Source organism: uncultured Brachyspira sp. (assembly GCF_944390595.1).
Classification (GTDB): Bacteria; Spirochaetota; Brachyspiria; order Brachyspirales; family Brachyspiraceae; genus Brachyspira.
Window position 1 is genome coordinate 1 of the sequence record NZ_CALXRN010000050.1, and the last position, 17,982, is coordinate 17,982.

At 25.2% G+C, this 17,982-nt stretch carries 13 protein-coding genes and 2 tRNA genes; 6 read left to right on the forward strand and 9 right to left on the reverse strand.

The window, feature by feature from the left end; genetic code table 11:
- Positions 1-233 (forward strand): helix-turn-helix domain-containing protein (locus Q0J90_RS02715; protein WP_297276449.1); only part of this gene is annotated, 233 nt, incomplete at its 5' end.
- Positions 234-266: 33 nt separating this feature from the next.
- Here the strand turns inward: Q0J90_RS02715 and Q0J90_RS02720 are convergent.
- Together Q0J90_RS02720 and Q0J90_RS02725 are read right to left on the reverse strand one after the other, a co-directional pair.
- On the reverse strand, positions 267-797 hold the full coding sequence (locus tag Q0J90_RS02720) for an SRPBCC family protein (protein WP_297276450.1): 531 nt from the start codon (positions 795-797) through the stop codon (positions 267-269).
- 2 nt (positions 798-799) lie between these two features.
- Entirely contained in the window at positions 800-2,116 is a 1,317-nt protein-coding gene (locus Q0J90_RS02725; RefSeq protein ID WP_297276451.1) for an AI-2E family transporter, read from the reverse strand.
- Positions 2,117-2,288: 172 nt separating this feature from the next.
- On the opposite strand from Q0J90_RS02725, the gene Q0J90_RS02730 reads away from it, so the two are divergent.
- From Q0J90_RS02730 to Q0J90_RS02740, 3 genes are all read left to right on the forward strand, one after another.
- Positions 2,289-2,362: transfer RNA gene (locus Q0J90_RS02730), tRNA-Ile, on the forward strand.
- 27 nt (positions 2,363-2,389) lie between these two features.
- Positions 2,390-2,463: transfer RNA gene (locus Q0J90_RS02735), tRNA-Ala, on the forward strand.
- A 77-nt stretch (positions 2,464-2,540) separates the two neighbouring features.
- Positions 2,541-2,885 (forward strand): ankyrin repeat domain-containing protein, encoded by a 345-nt coding sequence (locus Q0J90_RS02740; RefSeq protein WP_297276452.1) that lies wholly within the window; start codon positions 2,541-2,543, stop codon positions 2,883-2,885.
- Positions 2,886-2,889: 4 nt separating this feature from the next.
- Here Q0J90_RS02740 and Q0J90_RS02745 read toward each other — a convergent pair whose 3' ends face one another.
- The 7 genes from Q0J90_RS02745 to Q0J90_RS02775 all read right to left on the reverse strand — a co-directional run bounded on the left by Q0J90_RS02745 (position 2,890) and on the right by Q0J90_RS02775 (position 13,693).
- Positions 2,890-4,647: a hypothetical protein gene (locus Q0J90_RS02745; RefSeq protein WP_297276453.1), complete on the reverse strand. Its 1,758-nt coding sequence runs from the start codon at positions 4,645-4,647 to the stop codon at positions 2,890-2,892.
- Positions 4,648-4,662: 15 nt separating this feature from the next.
- A complete protein-coding gene (locus tag Q0J90_RS02750; protein WP_297276454.1) occupies positions 4,663-6,411 on the reverse strand; it encodes a hypothetical protein in 1,749 nt (582 codons plus the stop codon).
- On the reverse strand, positions 6,401-8,170 hold the full coding sequence (locus Q0J90_RS02755) for a hypothetical protein (RefSeq protein ID WP_297276455.1): 1,770 nt from the start codon (positions 8,168-8,170) through the stop codon (positions 6,401-6,403). The genes Q0J90_RS02750 and Q0J90_RS02755 overlap by 11 nt, the downstream gene beginning before the upstream one ends.
- Before the next feature lie 69 nt (positions 8,171-8,239).
- Positions 8,240-9,751, reverse strand: a complete 1,512-nt coding sequence (locus Q0J90_RS02760; protein ID WP_297276456.1) for a glycosyltransferase family 39 protein — start codon at positions 9,749-9,751, stop codon at positions 8,240-8,242.
- A gap of 443 nt (positions 9,752-10,194) precedes the next feature.
- Positions 10,195-11,571 (reverse strand): sodium ion-translocating decarboxylase subunit beta, encoded by a 1,377-nt coding sequence (locus Q0J90_RS02765; RefSeq protein ID WP_297276457.1) that lies wholly within the window; start codon positions 11,569-11,571, stop codon positions 10,195-10,197.
- 32 nt (positions 11,572-11,603) lie between these two features.
- Positions 11,604-13,406 carry a biotin/lipoyl-containing protein gene (locus tag Q0J90_RS02770; protein WP_297276458.1) on the reverse strand — a complete coding sequence of 601 codons (1,803 nt, stop codon included), beginning with the start codon at positions 13,404-13,406 and terminating at the stop codon, positions 11,604-11,606.
- Between the two features lie 35 nt (positions 13,407-13,441).
- On the reverse strand, positions 13,442-13,693 hold the full coding sequence (locus Q0J90_RS02775; RefSeq protein WP_297276459.1) for an OadG family protein: 252 nt from the start codon (positions 13,691-13,693) through the stop codon (positions 13,442-13,444).
- Positions 13,694-13,898: 205 nt separating this feature from the next.
- On the opposite strand from Q0J90_RS02775, the gene murI reads away from it, so the two are divergent.
- Both murI and Q0J90_RS02785 read left to right on the forward strand, forming a co-directional pair.
- Positions 13,899-14,726 carry a glutamate racemase gene (gene murI, locus Q0J90_RS02780; RefSeq protein ID WP_297276460.1) on the forward strand — a complete coding sequence of 276 codons (828 nt, stop codon included), beginning with the start codon at positions 13,899-13,901 and terminating at the stop codon, positions 14,724-14,726.
- Positions 14,727-15,194: 468 nt separating this feature from the next.
- On the forward strand, positions 15,195-17,981 hold the full coding sequence (locus Q0J90_RS02785) for a YidC/Oxa1 family membrane protein insertase (protein WP_297276461.1): 2,787 nt from the start codon (positions 15,195-15,197) through the stop codon (positions 17,979-17,981).
- The last annotated feature ends 1 nt before the right edge of the window (position 17,982 follow it).

The following is a 17,982-nucleotide window of genomic DNA, read 5'->3' on the forward strand; positions in this document are numbered from 1 at the left end:
TATTATCAGAATTGAAAGTTGTAAGATATAATGAATTAAAAAGAATAATATATAATATATCTCATAAAACATTGAGTTTATCTTTGAAAGAATTGGAGAAAGATGATTTAATAGTAAGAAAAGAATACCCTCAAATACCGCCAAAAGTAGAATATAGCCTATCAAAAAGAGGAAAATCTCTTATACCTATATTGGATGCTATATGTATTTGGGGCGAAAAAAATAAAAAATAATTTTATTAAGTGAAATTATTAAATAATAAAAAATTATTTTTTGCTGTTTTTAATAAACTTTTTTATATTTTTTAAGAAGTCAGACTTTCCATTTTCATCTATAAGAATATATTTAAGCATAAATCTTAAATAAGGATGATAAACATATAAAGTCTCTTTTATAGTTATTTTTGTTTTATTATTATCAGCATCTTCTAGTATGTAAGTCCATAAAACAGTAAATTCATTTTCCATTTTTACTATTGATATTTCACTATTTTCAACTCTTCTAACCTCTACGAATTCCTGATATGTTCTTCTATTGGTATAAGTCTGCATTACTTTTAATTTATCGCCTTCTAATTTCTGGGTATTAACTACAGATATATATTTTAACCATATAGGATAATTATCATAATCCTTTAATAAACTATATAATTCATTTCTCGGTATATCCAATATTTCTGTTTTATCTTTAGAAAAAGAAGGAGGCATTTTTTTACCTATTGATGTAGGCAGCAATATCATAAGACCCATTAAAAATAAAGGTAAAATTATAAATACTGGAACTAAATAAAATAACATTTCTATTGTCCTTTTTTAATTAAAGTGTAAAATTTAGAATGATAATATTTGTTGAAAAAATTTTTTGATATAATAAGTATTATACCGCAAAAAGGAACTGCAAATAATACTCCAAGTATACCGAACAATACACCGCCTATTATGGTACTGAACATTACAGCTATAGGATGTATTTGTACAGATTTTCCTAATATTTTAGATGCCATTAAACCGGAATCTAGTATTTGTATAACTCCATATATTATAATCATTTTCAATGCACCATGCCACCATATAGGTTCTGTAATAACTCCTACAAACATAGCTGCTAAAAATGCTATGAAAGGTCCTATAAATGGTATATAATTTAAAAGTCCTCTAAGCAATGCAAGCATAAAGGCATATTTAGTAGATGTTATGGACAGCAGTATGTAGCTTATAATAAAAAATGATACAGCAAGTATAGTCATTCCTCTTATATAGCTGTTAATAATATCATTTGATTTAATCATTATATCGCTAATTGATGTCTGCCATCTCATAGGAAGAAGTTTAATAATTTTAGATTTTATATTTTGAAAATCAAGCATTAAATAGAAAGTAACAAAAGGCAGTATAACAAAATATGAAAATATTATGCTGAATATTGTTGTAATACTATTTATATTTTGAAATTTTATATCTGTAACTTTTTTATATATTAAAGTAAGCATGCCGTTGCTTCCAAATAGAAAATCTTTTATTGAATCAGAATCTATAGCCATATCTATATTGAAACTTTTTCCAACAGTTCTGTTCAATCTTTCAGATATGTATATAAGCAATGAGGAAATAGAATTATATATCTTATCAACATATTGAGGTAAATTCCTTAATATAACATCCATTTCTTCAATAGTTCTAGGAAGAATGAACATAACAAATATTATAGCAAATATTACCAATGGTATGAATATTAATAAAACGCCTATTATTCTAGGAATTTTTTTTTCCATTTTTGTAATTAGAGGATCAAACATATATGCTAAAAATATACCCCATAGAAAAGGAGCTACTAAATATCCGGCTTCTTTTATTACCCATAACATGAATAAAAAAGATACCAGACATACCATAGTTTTAGCCCATATATATCTCCAAAATGGAATTATTGCAGATATCAAAATTATGTATAATATAATTGGATTAATAATATTTTTTATTAAAAAGCAGAAATAAAAGAAAGCAGAAGATACACTTATAACTAATAATATTTCTCCGCCGTTTATCAATATTTTATTATGATTTAATATATGTCCGTTTTTTTCTTTCTTGAAAAAACCACTTTTATTATTGTCCATCATATCATGCTGTCTTTATAAAGTTATTAATAAGTTTTAATAATATAGTAGAAACATATTTTTTACAATATCATAAAATAAAAATTAGAAAAAATATTATTTTTAACAAAAAAAGACTTGATATTTTTTTTGTATTATGATATACTCTAGTTCATATCGTTGATGATTAAAAGGGCCTGTAGCTCAGATGGCTAGAGCGTTCGACTGATAATCGAAAGGTCGGTGGTTCAATTCCTCCCAGGCCCACACGCTCAGGTTCTTTAATATATATACGGGGGTTTAGCTCAGTTTGGGAGAGCGACTGCCTTGCACGCAGTAGGTCGTGGGTTCGATCCCCATAACCTCCACAGTTTTAATAAGCGATTTCTAAATTATAATATTTAGGAATCGTTTTATTTTATTAACTTTTAAAGGGGGATTCTTTATGGTAAAAAAATCATTATTAGCATTAATTGTAATATCTTTAATACTAATTCCTTTAAATACTGCTTACTCTCTTACTCAAGATGAAGAGACTTTTTTAGATGCTGCTATCTTCGGAGATGAAGATGTTATAGAAAAAATACTCAAAAAAAATATCAATATAAATATTCAGGATGATGTTGGAAATACAGCATTAATATTAGCATGTATGGAAGGACATATTGAAGTTGTAAAACTATTGGTTAAAGCTAATGCTGATAAATCAATAGTAAATAAATATGGAAATAATGCCCTATTCTATGCTAAACAAAAAAATTATCCTGATATAGTAAAGCTAATACAATAATATATTATTCATCTGTAATAATTATTATTTCATAAGAATTATTCACTTTTTTATCTGAGCGTGGATTTAATATTACTGTTGACTGTTCTTTTAATCCTATTGCTATTTTCTTTTTATTTAATAAATAATTATAAATATCCAAAAAGCTCATTTCATTATTTGCACCAAAATATTTACTATAAGGTATCATTATAATATCGCTTCCATTTTTAGTTAATAGGTCATTAAATATATAAAGTAAATTAGAATCTTTTGATGATGTTGCCATTAAAGTACCTATTAATTTACCGCTTACTATAAAATCTCTAATATCATCTGAATATACTAAATTTCTATTTTCTATTGAATTTATCAATGATAATATTGGTATATTATATTTATCTTTCACTATACGTCTTATTATTACTAATAAATTAATAGCTTCAATATCTGTTTCCATAGTTTCTGATATTAATACAATCTTTGTTATTTTATTATCTTCTATTTTTTTCTCTATAAACTCTTTTTTATATTCTTGCTGTATAATATCAGAATAATATACCTTTGTTATACTTTTATCTTCTACATATTCATGTATTTCTTTCATTATTTCATTTTCTTTATTGTTTTCTAATATAATTAAAACATTATGATTGTATGATATATTATCATCAATATGATTAGTTATATCTATAATATCATCATCATTACCATTTCTGAATAAAACAACAAGTTCATCGTCTTTTTTTATTCTATAATCTACATCTGGTATATACAAGTTTGTAAGTTCAGCTTCTTTTTTAACTAAGCCTAATAATATTTTATTTTTATCTATATACTTTAGAGAGAGTTCTTTGAAACTCATATTATCAATATTATGATTATAAATTATTTCGATATCTATACCTTTAATATCAAATAGTTCTTCATAAATACTGCTTAATCCTGTATATATAATGCTTTGACCTATGAGTTTATATAGAATTTCATATTTATAAATTATATGTATATTAAAGAAATTAGTATCATTTATAGAAGATATAATTTCTATGCTTTCTTTTTTATTTACTAATACACATATATCTATTTTTACTTTATGTTTATGATTACTCTCTTCCATTATCCTTTTGAGAGAAAGAAGTATTTTTAATGATTCTGTATCATTATCGTTAACTATAGAAATACTAGTAGCTTTTTCTATATTAAGCAGCAATAAATTTTCATATATGCTTGGATTTCCCTGTCTTATTATAATATTACTCTTTTTATAGTTTTTTAAAAATGATATTCTTTTCTTTATTGTATTATGGTCATATTCAGAAAGAAGAACTATTTTTTTAGCCCTTCCTTTTATAAATTCATCTATTATAGTTAAAACTTCTTCTCCGTAACCTAATATTATTGAGTGATTACGCTCCATTATAAAAGCATTACCTTCTGTAAGATTTTTTATTCTTTCCTGTAATGAGTTATTTATCATTGCAATAAGTAAACCCCATCCGCAAACTCCAAAAAAAGTTACAGCCAAAAAAGTTATTACAATTCCATTAACTCCTCTTTCTGATTCAGCTGCTGATATATTACCGGTATCTATAAACTGCATTAAACTGTCCCAGAATGCGTCAAAAATAGGATAGTTAAATGCTAGCTTCATAAACAATGATACAATAAGAAGTATTGATAATATTATAATGATTAATACTATTAATTGATGCAATAGTCCTTTATTAAATATTCTGTCTATTCTATATCTTATATATTTTAAAATTCTATAAAAAAACATAACATAATCTCCAAATTAATTATTTTTTATAAGATCGTAATTAGTAATAACAACTATTTCATCTGTAGTATTAATTATAACATTAGCCATAGGATTTAATACTATTTTAGAAATACTTTTAATTCCAATAACAATAATACCTTTTTTTAACAGTTCTAAATGTATATCCATAAATTCTTTAGGTTCATTGAAATGATCTGAATATTTTTGCATAATTATATCCTTACCATTTTTACTAAGCAACCCATTAAATACAGACAATATATCAGGATTAAGTGAAGCATGTGCCATAAGAATACCTATAAGTTTACCGCTTACTATAAAATCTCTAATATCATAGGAATATATTAAATCTCTATTTTCTATAGAATTAATCAGTGATAATATAGGTATATGATAATCATTTTTTCTAATAATTTGTCTAATAATAAGAAGTATATTGATTGCCCTTACATCTGTATCTATATTTTCAGATATAATTATAATTTTAGTTATATGATTTTCATTTATATTTTTTAATAAATATTCATATTTAATTTTAACATTATCTATGTCGCTGTAATCTAATTGTATAATTTCACTATCATTATTATATATTGATATTATTTCCATTATTTCAGAACTTATAATATTATTACATATTAATAATACTTTATGTTTGTATTTAGGTTCTATACCCACATGTGAACTAATATGTATATTTTCTTTTCCTTTATTTTTATATAATATAATTAAATCATCTTTATTTTTAATTAGACTATTATATCCTGGACTAAATAAAGTTTTATCTTTGTTGTCAATAAATCCTAATAATATTTCATTTTTATTTAACATTTTTCTGCTTGCATCTATAAATTTCATATTTTCAAGATTATAATCTTTTTCTATTTTTATATCATTTCCATTATAAGAAAAAAGTTCTTCATAAACGCTGCTTAAACCAGTATATACTATACTTTGAGCTATAAGTTTATAAAGTATTTCATATTTGTACACAGCATGTATTTTAAATATTTTATCTTCTATAGATTTTATTATTTCTATACTTTCCATATTATTGAGGAGAACACAAATATTCATAGTATTATGTCTATTATCAGATTCATCTGAAATTTTTTTAAGAGATAATAATATTTTTAATAATTCTGTATCATTATCATTTATAATTGATATGCTATGTGATTTTTCTATATTTAATAATTTGAGATTTTCTATTATGTTAGGATTGCCTTCTCTTATGATAATGTTAGCTTTACCATGTTTTTTCATAAATACTATTCTCTTTTTTATACTGTCAGCATCATGTTCAGATAGAAGAACTATCTTTTTAGCTCTTCCTATAATAAATTCTTCTATAATACTTAAAGCCTCTTCACCGTAGCCTAATATAATAGAATGGTTACGTTCCATTATAAAAGAATTTCCTTTGCTTAAATTATATATTCTTAATTGTAATGAATTGTTAATCATTGCAATTAAAAGACCCCATACACATACACCAACGAAATTAATAATTAAAAATATTATTACAATACCAAAATGTCCATCAACTGCTGATATATTTCCAGTAGCAATAAATTGATTAACTCCTTCCCAAAATGCTTTTTCTAATGGGTAGTTAAATAAAAAACGCATAAATATGGAAGTTCCCAAAAGCATACATAAAATACCCAAAACTAATATGATTAATTGATATACTAAGCCTTTATTAAAAAGTCTGTCTATTCTGTATTTAATATATTTATGTATGCTCTTAAATATCATAAAATATTAACTCCTCGCTTTCTTCAGCTAAAATATAATTTGTTATAATTATAATTTCATCTTTATTATCTAATAAGCATTCATTGTTAGGATTTAGTATAACATCATTATATCTTTTTACACCTATAAGTATTATTTTTTTATTTAATAGAGATAAATAAACTTCTTTGAATGTCTTTGGTTCTTTAAAATAATCAGAATACGGAGACATTATTATATCTTTTACATTTTTACTGAGAAGTCCATAAAAAATATATAATATATTTGAACTTAAAGAAGCCTGAGCCATAAGCATTCCTATAAGTTTACCGCTTACTATAAAATCTCTAACATCATCTGAGTATATTAAATTTCTTTTTTGTATTGAATTAAGTAATGATAATATTGCTATATTTAAATTTTCTTTTCTTATTATTTGTCTTATTATTAAAAGTATATTTATACTTTTTACATCTGTAATATTATCTTCTGATATTAAAACTATTTTTGTTATTTCTTCTTTTTTCAATTTTTCCAGCATGAATTTATATTTATTTTTTTGAGATTTTATTAAATCATAACTAAGCATTCTTATATTGTGATTTTCCATATATTCAGAAATCTCTTTTATTATTTCATCATACCTTTTTTCTTCGCATATTAATAAAATATTATTTTTATATTTTATAATATTCGGTTTTATATCAGGATATTCTTTTATAGAATCATCATTGTTGTTTCTAGATAATACTACTAATCTGTTTTCTTTTTTTAATATATTATCATGCTTTGGTATTAATAATTGACTTCTATCTTCTTTAGTTATTCCAAGAAGTATCATACCTTTATCAAGATACTTTAAAGCAGCATCCTCAAACGTGTGATTATCAAAATCATGATCCGTTTCTATATAAAAAACATTTCCGTCATTAGAAAATAGATCCTCATATACATTACTTAAGCCAGTATAAATAATGCTTTGTGCTATAAGCTTATAAAGAATTTCATATTTATAAATTATATGTATAACAAAGTTTTTATCCTCAATTGACTTTATAATTTCAATAGTATCCTCTTCATGTACAAGCACGCATATATTAATTTTATTCTCAAGTTCATATTCTGATATAATTTTTTTTAAAGCAAGAAGTATATTTAAAGATTCTGTATCATCATTATTTATGATTGATATACTGGATGATTTTGATATATTAAGCAGTTTAATATTCTCTATTCTGCTGCTGGTTCCCTCTCTTATTATAATATTAGTTTTTTTATAATCTTTTATAAAAGATATTCTTTTTCTTATAACATCAACATTATGTTCAGAAAGTATAATTATAGTTTTTACTTTAGCCATAATAAATTCTTCTACTATAGTTAAAGCCTCTTCTCCATACCATAATATTATTGCATGATTTTTTTCCATTATGAAAGCATTACCTTTGCTAAGATTATTAATTCTATCTTGCAAAGCCTTGTTAATCATAGCTATTAAAGAACCCCATCCGCAAACTCCAATGAAAGTAACCATTAAAAAAGTTATAACAAGTCCGAAACTTCCTTCAACCGAGGATATATTTCCGGTATCTATGAACTGCATTAGACTATCCCAAAATGCTCTCTTTGCCGGATACTGAAATACTATAATTATAAAAATAGAAACTATTAAAAGCAAAATTATGATTGCAAAAACCAAAAGCATTAATTGATAGAATAAACCTTTATTGAGCATTCTATCTATTCTGTATTTTATATATTTTGGTATATCTTTAAGCATATTTCAAATCTAATATTATTATATGATTTAAATTATACTAAACTATATTAAAAATTTCAAAATAAATTTTTAAAATTTCATCTTATCGCTTTTATATATATAATCCATTTGCCTTCCTTTATAATTTTTGCATAAGAAAATATAAAAATTATCTAATTTTCTAATATTATTATTTAACAATTTTCTATATGATTGAAAGTTTGTAATATATTCAATACTATCAAAATATTTATAAAGTAAATTTGTATCTGAAGATGTGCTTATATGATAAAAATCATTAGATATAAAATCTTTATCATTATACCAAAAATCAAATACTGTAGGGTGATATGTTCCCCAATTTAAACAAACAGATTCTTTTTCGGGTTGTATGTAAAAATTAATCATTGAAGGTATTTGATAATTTAATCCGAATATTCTTATATCTTTATCCATATAAGAATTATAATACTCTTTTAAATCATATCTTATGACATTATATTTATAATATCTGTCGGTAGGATCTCCTTTTATTGGTATAATAGGAATAAAATATTGAAGTATTATTATAAATATAGCTGTATTACAAAATAAAATATTGGCAAAAAATAAATTTCTAATATATTTTTTATTCCAATTCTTTGATATATAGTATGATACTAAAAATAATCCTCCAGCATATACAAATAATCCCCAATTTGCTTCTAGTTTATTCTTGAAAGATTTAAACAGTATGTAAATAAACGGCAGTAATGATATGAAAGCAAAATAGAAATCTTTTTCTATCTCTTTTTTATTAAAAAAATCTATAAATACTTTTACAATTAAATAACAAAACAATATAAAAAATAATGGACTATATAATCCTATTTGTGCTCCCCAAAAATCTAAAGTTCTATTAATACTTCCTATTTTATCTAATCTATTTATTATATATATAATTGGAGCAAAATCCGTTTGGAATACATAAACTACAAAAGGCAAATAAGTAATAAAAATTATAATACCAAATATATAAAATTCTTTTGAATAAAAAAAATCTTTTTTATTTTTTATCAAAAATAAAAATACTAATATTGTTATTATTATAATTAATGCATTAATTTTAGATAATAGAGCAAAACCAAATAAAAAACCAGATAAATAGAAATATTTTTTATCATAATATATAGACTTATAAAAATATATAATTGCAAGAATCATAAAATAAAACATTGGAGTATCTATGGTTACAATAAGAGAAAGACCAGCAAAAAATGGTATGATATTAAAAAGTATAACAGATATTATAGCAGTATTTTCATCTTTTTCTTTTTTTAAAAAAATAAATAAAACAATGGAAACTAATATACTAAAAATTATACTTCCAATCCTCACTCCAAAACCGTTATAACCAAATACTAAAATACTAACCTTCATAAAAAAAGCAATACCGGCACCATGGTCAAAAAATCCAATTGGTAAATGTTTTGTCCATAAGGCATAATAAGCTTCATCATCTATTAATGTAGTAAACGTTAATAATATTATTTTAAATATATATAATATAATTATAAAGATAAATGATATTAAAAAAATTTTATTATATAGAATTTTTTTCATTGTTAAATCCAATAAACTAAGATGTGTTTTTGATTTTTATGTGTTAGAAAAAGAAAGTGTTTATTATGAGGATGAAAACGTTTTTGATGATGTTTGTTTTTTTGATTTTATTATAGCAATAATAAGGTATTTTATATTGGAATTTAGATTTATAATTTTTTGCAACGAAAAAAGAAAAGGAATGTTAATTAAAAGATATGGGTATGATAGTTGATTATAATTTATTAATTTAGAATTTTGCTGTTTGCTGTTTGCTGTTTGCTGTTTGCTGTTTGCTGTTTGCTGTTTGCTGTTTGCTGTTTGACATTAAAATATCCTACTAATAATTTTATTATATTATAAACTATATATTTTAAATTTCAATATTAATAAAAAAGGAAGCTCATTTTTATTTGAACTTCCTTTTTTAATAATTGTTATTATTTCTATATTAATTTTGTATATTATCCTAATATAGCAAGTAATACTCCGGCAGCAACTGCTGAACCAATAACTCCGGCAACATTAGGCCCCATAGCATGCATTAATAAGAAGTTATGAGGGTTAGCCTCTTGTCCAACTTTATTAGCAACTCTTGCAGCCATAGGCACAGCAGATACTCCAGCAGCACCGATAAGAGGATTGATTTTGTCTTTACTAAATAAATTCATTAATTTAGCAAGAAGTACTCCGCCTGCAGTACCCATAGAAAATGCTACTAAACCTAAAACTAATATACCCAATGTTTCAAAACGTAAGAATTTATCAGCAGCTAATTTACTGCCAACAGATAAACCTAACATTATTGTAACTATGTTAATTAATTCATTTTGAGCAGTTTTAGAAAGTCTTTCAGTAACACCAGATTCTTTTATCAAATTACCAAACATCAAAGCACCAATTAATGGAGCAGCATCTGGTAATAATAAAGCAACAAGTATTATAACAGTAAGAGGGAAAATGATTTTTTCTCTTTTACTAACAGGACGAAGCTGTTTCATTTCAATTTTTCTTTCATTTTCAGTAGTAAGCCATTTCATAATAGGTGGCTGTATTATAGGCACTAAAGCCATATATGAATAAGCAGCAACAGCAATAGCTCCTAACAAATGAGGTGAAAGTCTTGAAGCTGTAAATATAGCTGTAGGACCGTCAGCACCTCCGATAATACCTATTGAAGCAGCATCTTTCAATGAGAAAGAAATAACTGGTATATATGTAGATATTACCATAGCACCTAATAAAGTACCGAATATACCTATTTGAGCAGCAGCACCTAATAAAGCAGTTTTAGGATTAGCAATAAGCGGACCAAAATCAGTCATAGCACCAACACCGATAAATATGAATAATGGAAATAATCCTGATTCAATACCAAAAGTATATATCTGACCCAAGAAACCGCCACTACTTATAGTAACAGGTATGCCGTTCATTATTTCTACCACAGGTAAAGCAGCAATATTTGCAATAGGAATGTTAGCTAAAATTCCACCCATACCTATAGGAATAAGAAGTAATGGTTCAAATCCTTTAGCTATAGCAAGATAAACTAAAAGCAAACCTACACAAATCATTATAGCATTCTGCCATAATGGAGCAGATTTTACTTTAATATCATTTAATTTAGTTTGATATTTTTCCTGTTTACTCTTTTCAGCTTTTACTTGAGCATCTGCTATCTCTTTTTCACTTCTAGGAAATAAACCTCCGAAAGCAGTATTTCTCACCAAAGAAATAAGCGAATCTTTTATATTGAGAGGTTCCTGAGCACTTTCTTGAGGAAGCACTACAGATGCTGTCATAAAGATAAGTGCAAATACTAAAAATATTTTTCTCATTATTTTTATCTCCTTAAAATCAGCATCTATTATTAGCCAACTATAGCTAATTCCTGACCTGCAACTACAGCATCACCCGGTTTTACTTTTACTTCTTTAACTACACCGCTAGCAGAAGATTTTATTTCAACTTCCATTTTCATAGCTTCTACTATTAATATAGTAGTTCCATCTTGAACTTGAGTTCCAACAGGAGCAACTATTTTTAATACAGTTCCAGGTAAACCAGCAGTAACAGGAGTAGCAGAACCAGATGAAGCAGGAGCAGCAGCTTGAGCAGCACCGGCAGCTATACCATCTTTAATAGTATAATCATAGCTTACACCATCTACTATAGCTTTTCCATTTTCTATTTTTATACCATAGCTTGAACCGCCTACAGTAACAGTTACTTCATTGCTTGTAGCTTTAACACCTTCAGAAGCACCGCCTGCATTCTTTCTAATACCAAGTTTTGCTTCGCCTTTAAGGAATTGAATACCTTTTTCTTTACAAGCAGCAGCTATAAATACATTTTCATCAGAAAGATCTGTAATACCAGCATCTTTTAAAGCCTGTTCAGCAGCTTTTCTTCCTTTTTTAGGGTTTTTATCATCTATATCCATAGGAAGTTCTGTTGTAGGCTGTAAATTCAATTGCTCGCTTGCTATTTTTACTATTTCCGGGTCTGGAGTGGAAGGAGTTTTACCAAAATAACCTAATACCATTTTACCATAACCATCAGCTATTTTTTTCCAATCACCTTGCATTACATTATTAAATGCTTGTTGGAAATAGAACTGAGATACAGGGGTTACAGAAGTACCAAAACCGCCTTTTTTAACAACTTCAGTCATAGCTCTGATAACTTCTGGGAATCTATTCATTACATTAATATCTCTCATCATTTGAGTATTAGCTGTTAATGCACCGCCAGGCATTGGAGCAAATGGAATCATAGGTTCTACTGTTCTGCTTTCAGGCGGTAAGAAGTAATCTTTCATGCATTCTTTAAATACTTCTTCTGCTTCTCTTATTTTGTCTATATCAATATTCAATGCATATTCAGTTCCTCTTAAAGCATGCCACATAACTATTACATCTGTTTGGCAAGTACCGCCGGATACAGGAGCAGCTGAAAGGTCTATACAATCAGCACCTGCATCTAAAGCAGCTCTGTATTGAACAGCACCTATACCTGCAGTTTCATGGCTATGCATTTGTATATGTACATCTTTACCTAATATTCTTCTAGCTTCTTTAATAGTATCATAAACAACTTGAGGTGTTGCAGTACCTGAAGCATCTTTGAAACATACTGAATCGAAATCTACTTTATCTTTTATTTGAGTTAATACTTTTCCATAGAATGCAGCATCATGTGCACCTTCGCATCCTGGAGGAAGCGCCATCATACTAACACATACCTGGTGTTTTAAACCAGCTTCTTTAATACATTTTCCGCTGAAAATAAGGTTATTAACATCATTCAATGCATCAAAGTTTCTAATTGTTGTAATACCATGTTTTTTGAATAAGTCAGCATGCAGTTTAATCATTTCTCTAGGCTGAGATTCCAAACCTACAACGTTAACACCTCTTGCTAAAGTTTGTAAGTTTACATCAGGACCTACAGTTTTTCTGAAAGTGTCCATTACATCAAAAGCATTTTCATTGTTATAGAAGAATGCACTTTGGAATGTTGCACCGCCGCCTGATTCAAAATATGTAACACCGGCATTAACGAATGCTTCTACAGACGGCATAAAATCTTTAGACAATACTCTAGCACCATAAACAGATTGAAAACCGTCTCTGAATGCTGTTAGCATAAATTTTATTTCTTTTTTAGCCATTATTATTTCTCCTCTTAAATACAACTAATAATTATTTACTTTGATTTGCTGCTATGCACATGAGCCAAAGCTATTGCTATAGCTAGCATCTTATCGTTATTTGTTGACTGAACTGCCGCAGCTGGCGAAGAAGCTATTTCTTCTTTAGGCGGAGGCATCAACTCGTCTAGTTTAGCTACAACAGAGCTAACCAATTTCATAACAAAAACTAATATAATTAAAAACAATACAACTACGCCCATTCCTATGAGCATTATTTGTAAAGCTTCTATAATACTGCTATTCATAAAACAACTCCTAGTGATATAATTTTTTGATAATATATTATACACTATTATTTTCTTAATACAAGCACATTTATTACAAAATAAAACATATATATCACAATATCATAAAGTATGTAGAAATACTAAATATAGAATTATTTGATTGTTGACATTATATAAATTAGTATATATTATAAATTAATAACTATTTAGGACAATTATATTTATGGATATTAATTCAATGCCTATAGCAATTTTTGATTCCGGATTCGGAGGAATAACTGTTTTGAAGCAGTTGTTAAAAATATTGCCTAACGAAAATTATATATATGTTGGAGACAATGCAAATATTCCTTACGGCAGCAAGTCTAAAGAAGAAATAATAAATCTTACATTAAAAATAGTTGATTTTTTGGTAGAAAAAAAATCAAAAATAATTATCATAGCATGCAATACAATAACTGCATGCACATACGATATATTAAAAGAAAAATATGATACCCCTGTAATAGAAGTAATATCTAATGGTGTTATTGATGCAATTAATAAAACTAAAAATAATAATATATCAATAATGGCTACCGAATTTACTGTGCATTCTAATGCTTATATAGAAAAAATAAATCAATATAATAAAAATATAAAAATAACCCAAATAGCATGCAGAGATTTATGTCCTATGATAGAAAGTGATTGGTATAGCCATAGTAATAGATTTGATGTCTTAAGCGGATATTTGGAAAAAATAGATTCTGATTCTGATACTCTTATATTAGGATGTACACATTACCCTCTTATACTAGAAGATATAAAAAAAGTATTGAATGAAAAGAATAATAATTCTGTAAAAAATATAATAGATCCTGCATTAAATACTTCATCATCTATCAAAAAATATTTGGAAGAAAATAATTTATTAAATAAAGATAAATTTAATAAATCAGAGATAAATATATATTCAACAGGAAATATAGAAAAAGTTGAAGTATTAATGAATATGCTTCTCCCAAAAGAAATTTACAATTCATATACTATCAAACATTTAAAATTATAATTTAAATAGTAAAAAACATTGACATTTATATATTTTAAAATATAATTTCATATATGATAAAGTAATAGTAGAATTGTTAGTAAAAATTGTATTATATAGTATATTTCTAACAGATTGTAAAAATATTAATTAATATAGTATTTTTTTAAGAAATTTATAGTTAATATACTATTAAACATTTAAAATTATAATTTAAATAGTAAAAAATATTGACATTTTTATTATATGTAATACATTTAATAATAGGATAACATATGGTCAACAGTCAACAGTCAACAGTCAACAGTCAACAGTCAACAGTCAACAGTCAACAGTCAACAGTCAACAGTCAACAGTCAACAGTCAACAGTCAACAGTCAACAGTCCATAATTTATATAATATATATGTTACTCATTATATAAGAAAAACATATCATTTGTTCATCAAAAAAATCATAAACTCAAAAAAGTTAATTTCTTGGGAGTATTATGATGTTTTTTAACTTACTTTATAATATTACAATATACCCAATAGAATTTATTATAGAAACAATATTTTATTATTTTAAAGTAATAACCCAAAGCAGCTACGCTGTTAGTGTTATTTTAGTTAGTTTAATTATTAATATATTATCACTTCCTCTTTACAATATCGCTGAAAAATGGCAGCAGAAAGAAAGAGATATTCAAAATAAAATGAAGTATATGATTAACAATATTAAATCTGTATACAAAGGAGATCAAGCATATTTACTTATTAGAACATGTCAAAGAATTAATGGATATAAAACAATATATGCTTTTAGAGGAGTATTAGGACTTTTAATACAAATTCCTTTTTTCTTAGCAGGATATAATTTTTTTAATAGTTTAACTGGTGCTAATACAGAAAGTTTTTTAATGATTCAGAGTTTGGGAAAACCAGATCATATTTTACATGTAGGATCTAATTATGTAAATTTACTTCCTTTTATAATGACAGCTTTTTCTTTGTTATCAACTTTTATATATTCAAAGAAATTAACTTTTAAAGAATCAATACCAATATTTTTAATGAGTCTATTTTTTCTTATATTTTTATATAATTCACCCGCAATACTTCTATTATATTGGACTATAAATTGTGCATTTTCATTTTTTAAAAATTTGGTTCTTATCAATATTGAGAAAATAAAAAATGTGATAAATAAAACACTCAGAAATAAAATATTTATTTTGATTACAAAACTTATATATATTATATATTCTGTATTTATAGCAGTTATGACTGTTTTATACTTTTTAAGAAATATATTAATTAATAAATTATATATAGAACATCCATATTTAAAAATATTGGTAATACATGTAAAAACTTACAAAGATTTGCTGCTTATATGGATAATACTTTCAATAATAGTATCAGCAATTTTATTTAATAAGAAAAAGATTTTAGAATACATTAAAATAGAAAGTAAATTAAGATTTAAGATATTTATATCATCATTAATAACTATTACAACATTATCAGGATTATTTATATTAACTTCTCTTATAGCATCTTCAGGTCAGGAATTTCAAGATCCATTTAATATAATATTTACAGTATTTTTCAAATTTATTGGTATATTTTTGGTTTATCCTATATTTCTATATTTTTTATTTTCAGAGAATTTTAAAAATAATATAACTTTTATTTCCATATTTATAACATTAACAGCTTTAGCTAATACTTTTATAATGGTAATGGATTATGGATATATAGCAAGTAATTTTAAATTTGAATTAGAATATTTATTAATACCAAATACAAAACAAATACTTTTAAATATTATTTTGATTATATTAATATTAGCTTTTACTATAATAATTATAAAAAAGAAATTTATAAATTTAGCATTTAATATATTTTTAATAATAATAATTACATTAGTATCAATATCTATTTTTGACTTTACAAAAATAAATAAAGAACAAAAAAAGTTGTTGGAAATATCATCCTTAAATGAAAATATTAATGGTTATAATATATTTAATTTTTCAAAAACAGGTACCAATATATTTATAATAATATTGGATAGGGGAAATCCTGAATTTGGAAATTTAGTATTTGAAAGATTCCCTGAAATAAAAAAAGAATTTGATGGTTTTGTTTGGTATCCTAATACAGTATCAACTGCTAATGGTACCATAGGAAGTATACAGGCATTGTACGGTGGATATGAATATTTACCAATGGAAATAAGCGGAAAATATATTTTAAAAGATAAGCATAATGAATCATTACTTATGATGCCTGAACTATTTTCTGATTATGGATATGAATCCATGACCTTTGATCCGGCATTTGCAAATTTTTCTTGGAATCCAGATTTAACTATATTTAAGGATTATACTAATATAAAAGCATATAATCAAAATGATAGTATGATAGAAAAAGAATTAAATACTTTACTTAATAATTCAAGTACAAATAATAATGATTTTAATGAAAAAGATATATTTGAAAATAATAAAAATAGAGCTTTAAGATTCTCCCTATTTAGAATGATTCCTGTATTTTTTAGAGTACAGCTATATTCTAAAAATGATTGGTTTATACCAAATGCCGGCAGAAATTTAGCTATAGTAGGAAATGGTATTCAAGAGTTTGCATTACTGCAGGCATTAACAAATTTAACAAAAATAAATGATAAGGGCAGTTATTTTAATATTGTTCATACTGATTCTGTTCACGACCCTTTTAATTATAATGATGATTATATTCCTAGTCTTAATATAAAAAAAGTGTCTAATGAAGATTTAGAATATTTCGGCAGTGATTTTTCAGCAAGATCATATTATGCTACTGTTGCTTCTTTAAAAGAATTAGGCAGTTTCTTTAATTTCTTGAAAAAAAATAATATTTATGATAACAGTAAAATAATTATTGTTTCAGATCATTCTGGATATTTTAATCCATCTATATTTAATGAAAAAAAAGCAGGACATTTAAGAGTATATAATTCTATGCTGCTTTTCAAAGATCTTAATTCTAGAGGTGATATAATATCAAATAATACTTTTATGACTATTGCTGATGTGCCGTATTTAGCATCAAAACATTTAAATAATCCAATAAATCCATTTACAGGAAATATCATAACAAATGATTATAAATATACTAACTATATAGATACATTAGAATTATACGATGGAGATCCTAATACCCATTCAAAAACAACATTTCGTTATAGTATTCATAGAAAAATAAAAGACAATATTTTTGAAATTACTAATTGGATTGATGTGCAATAAA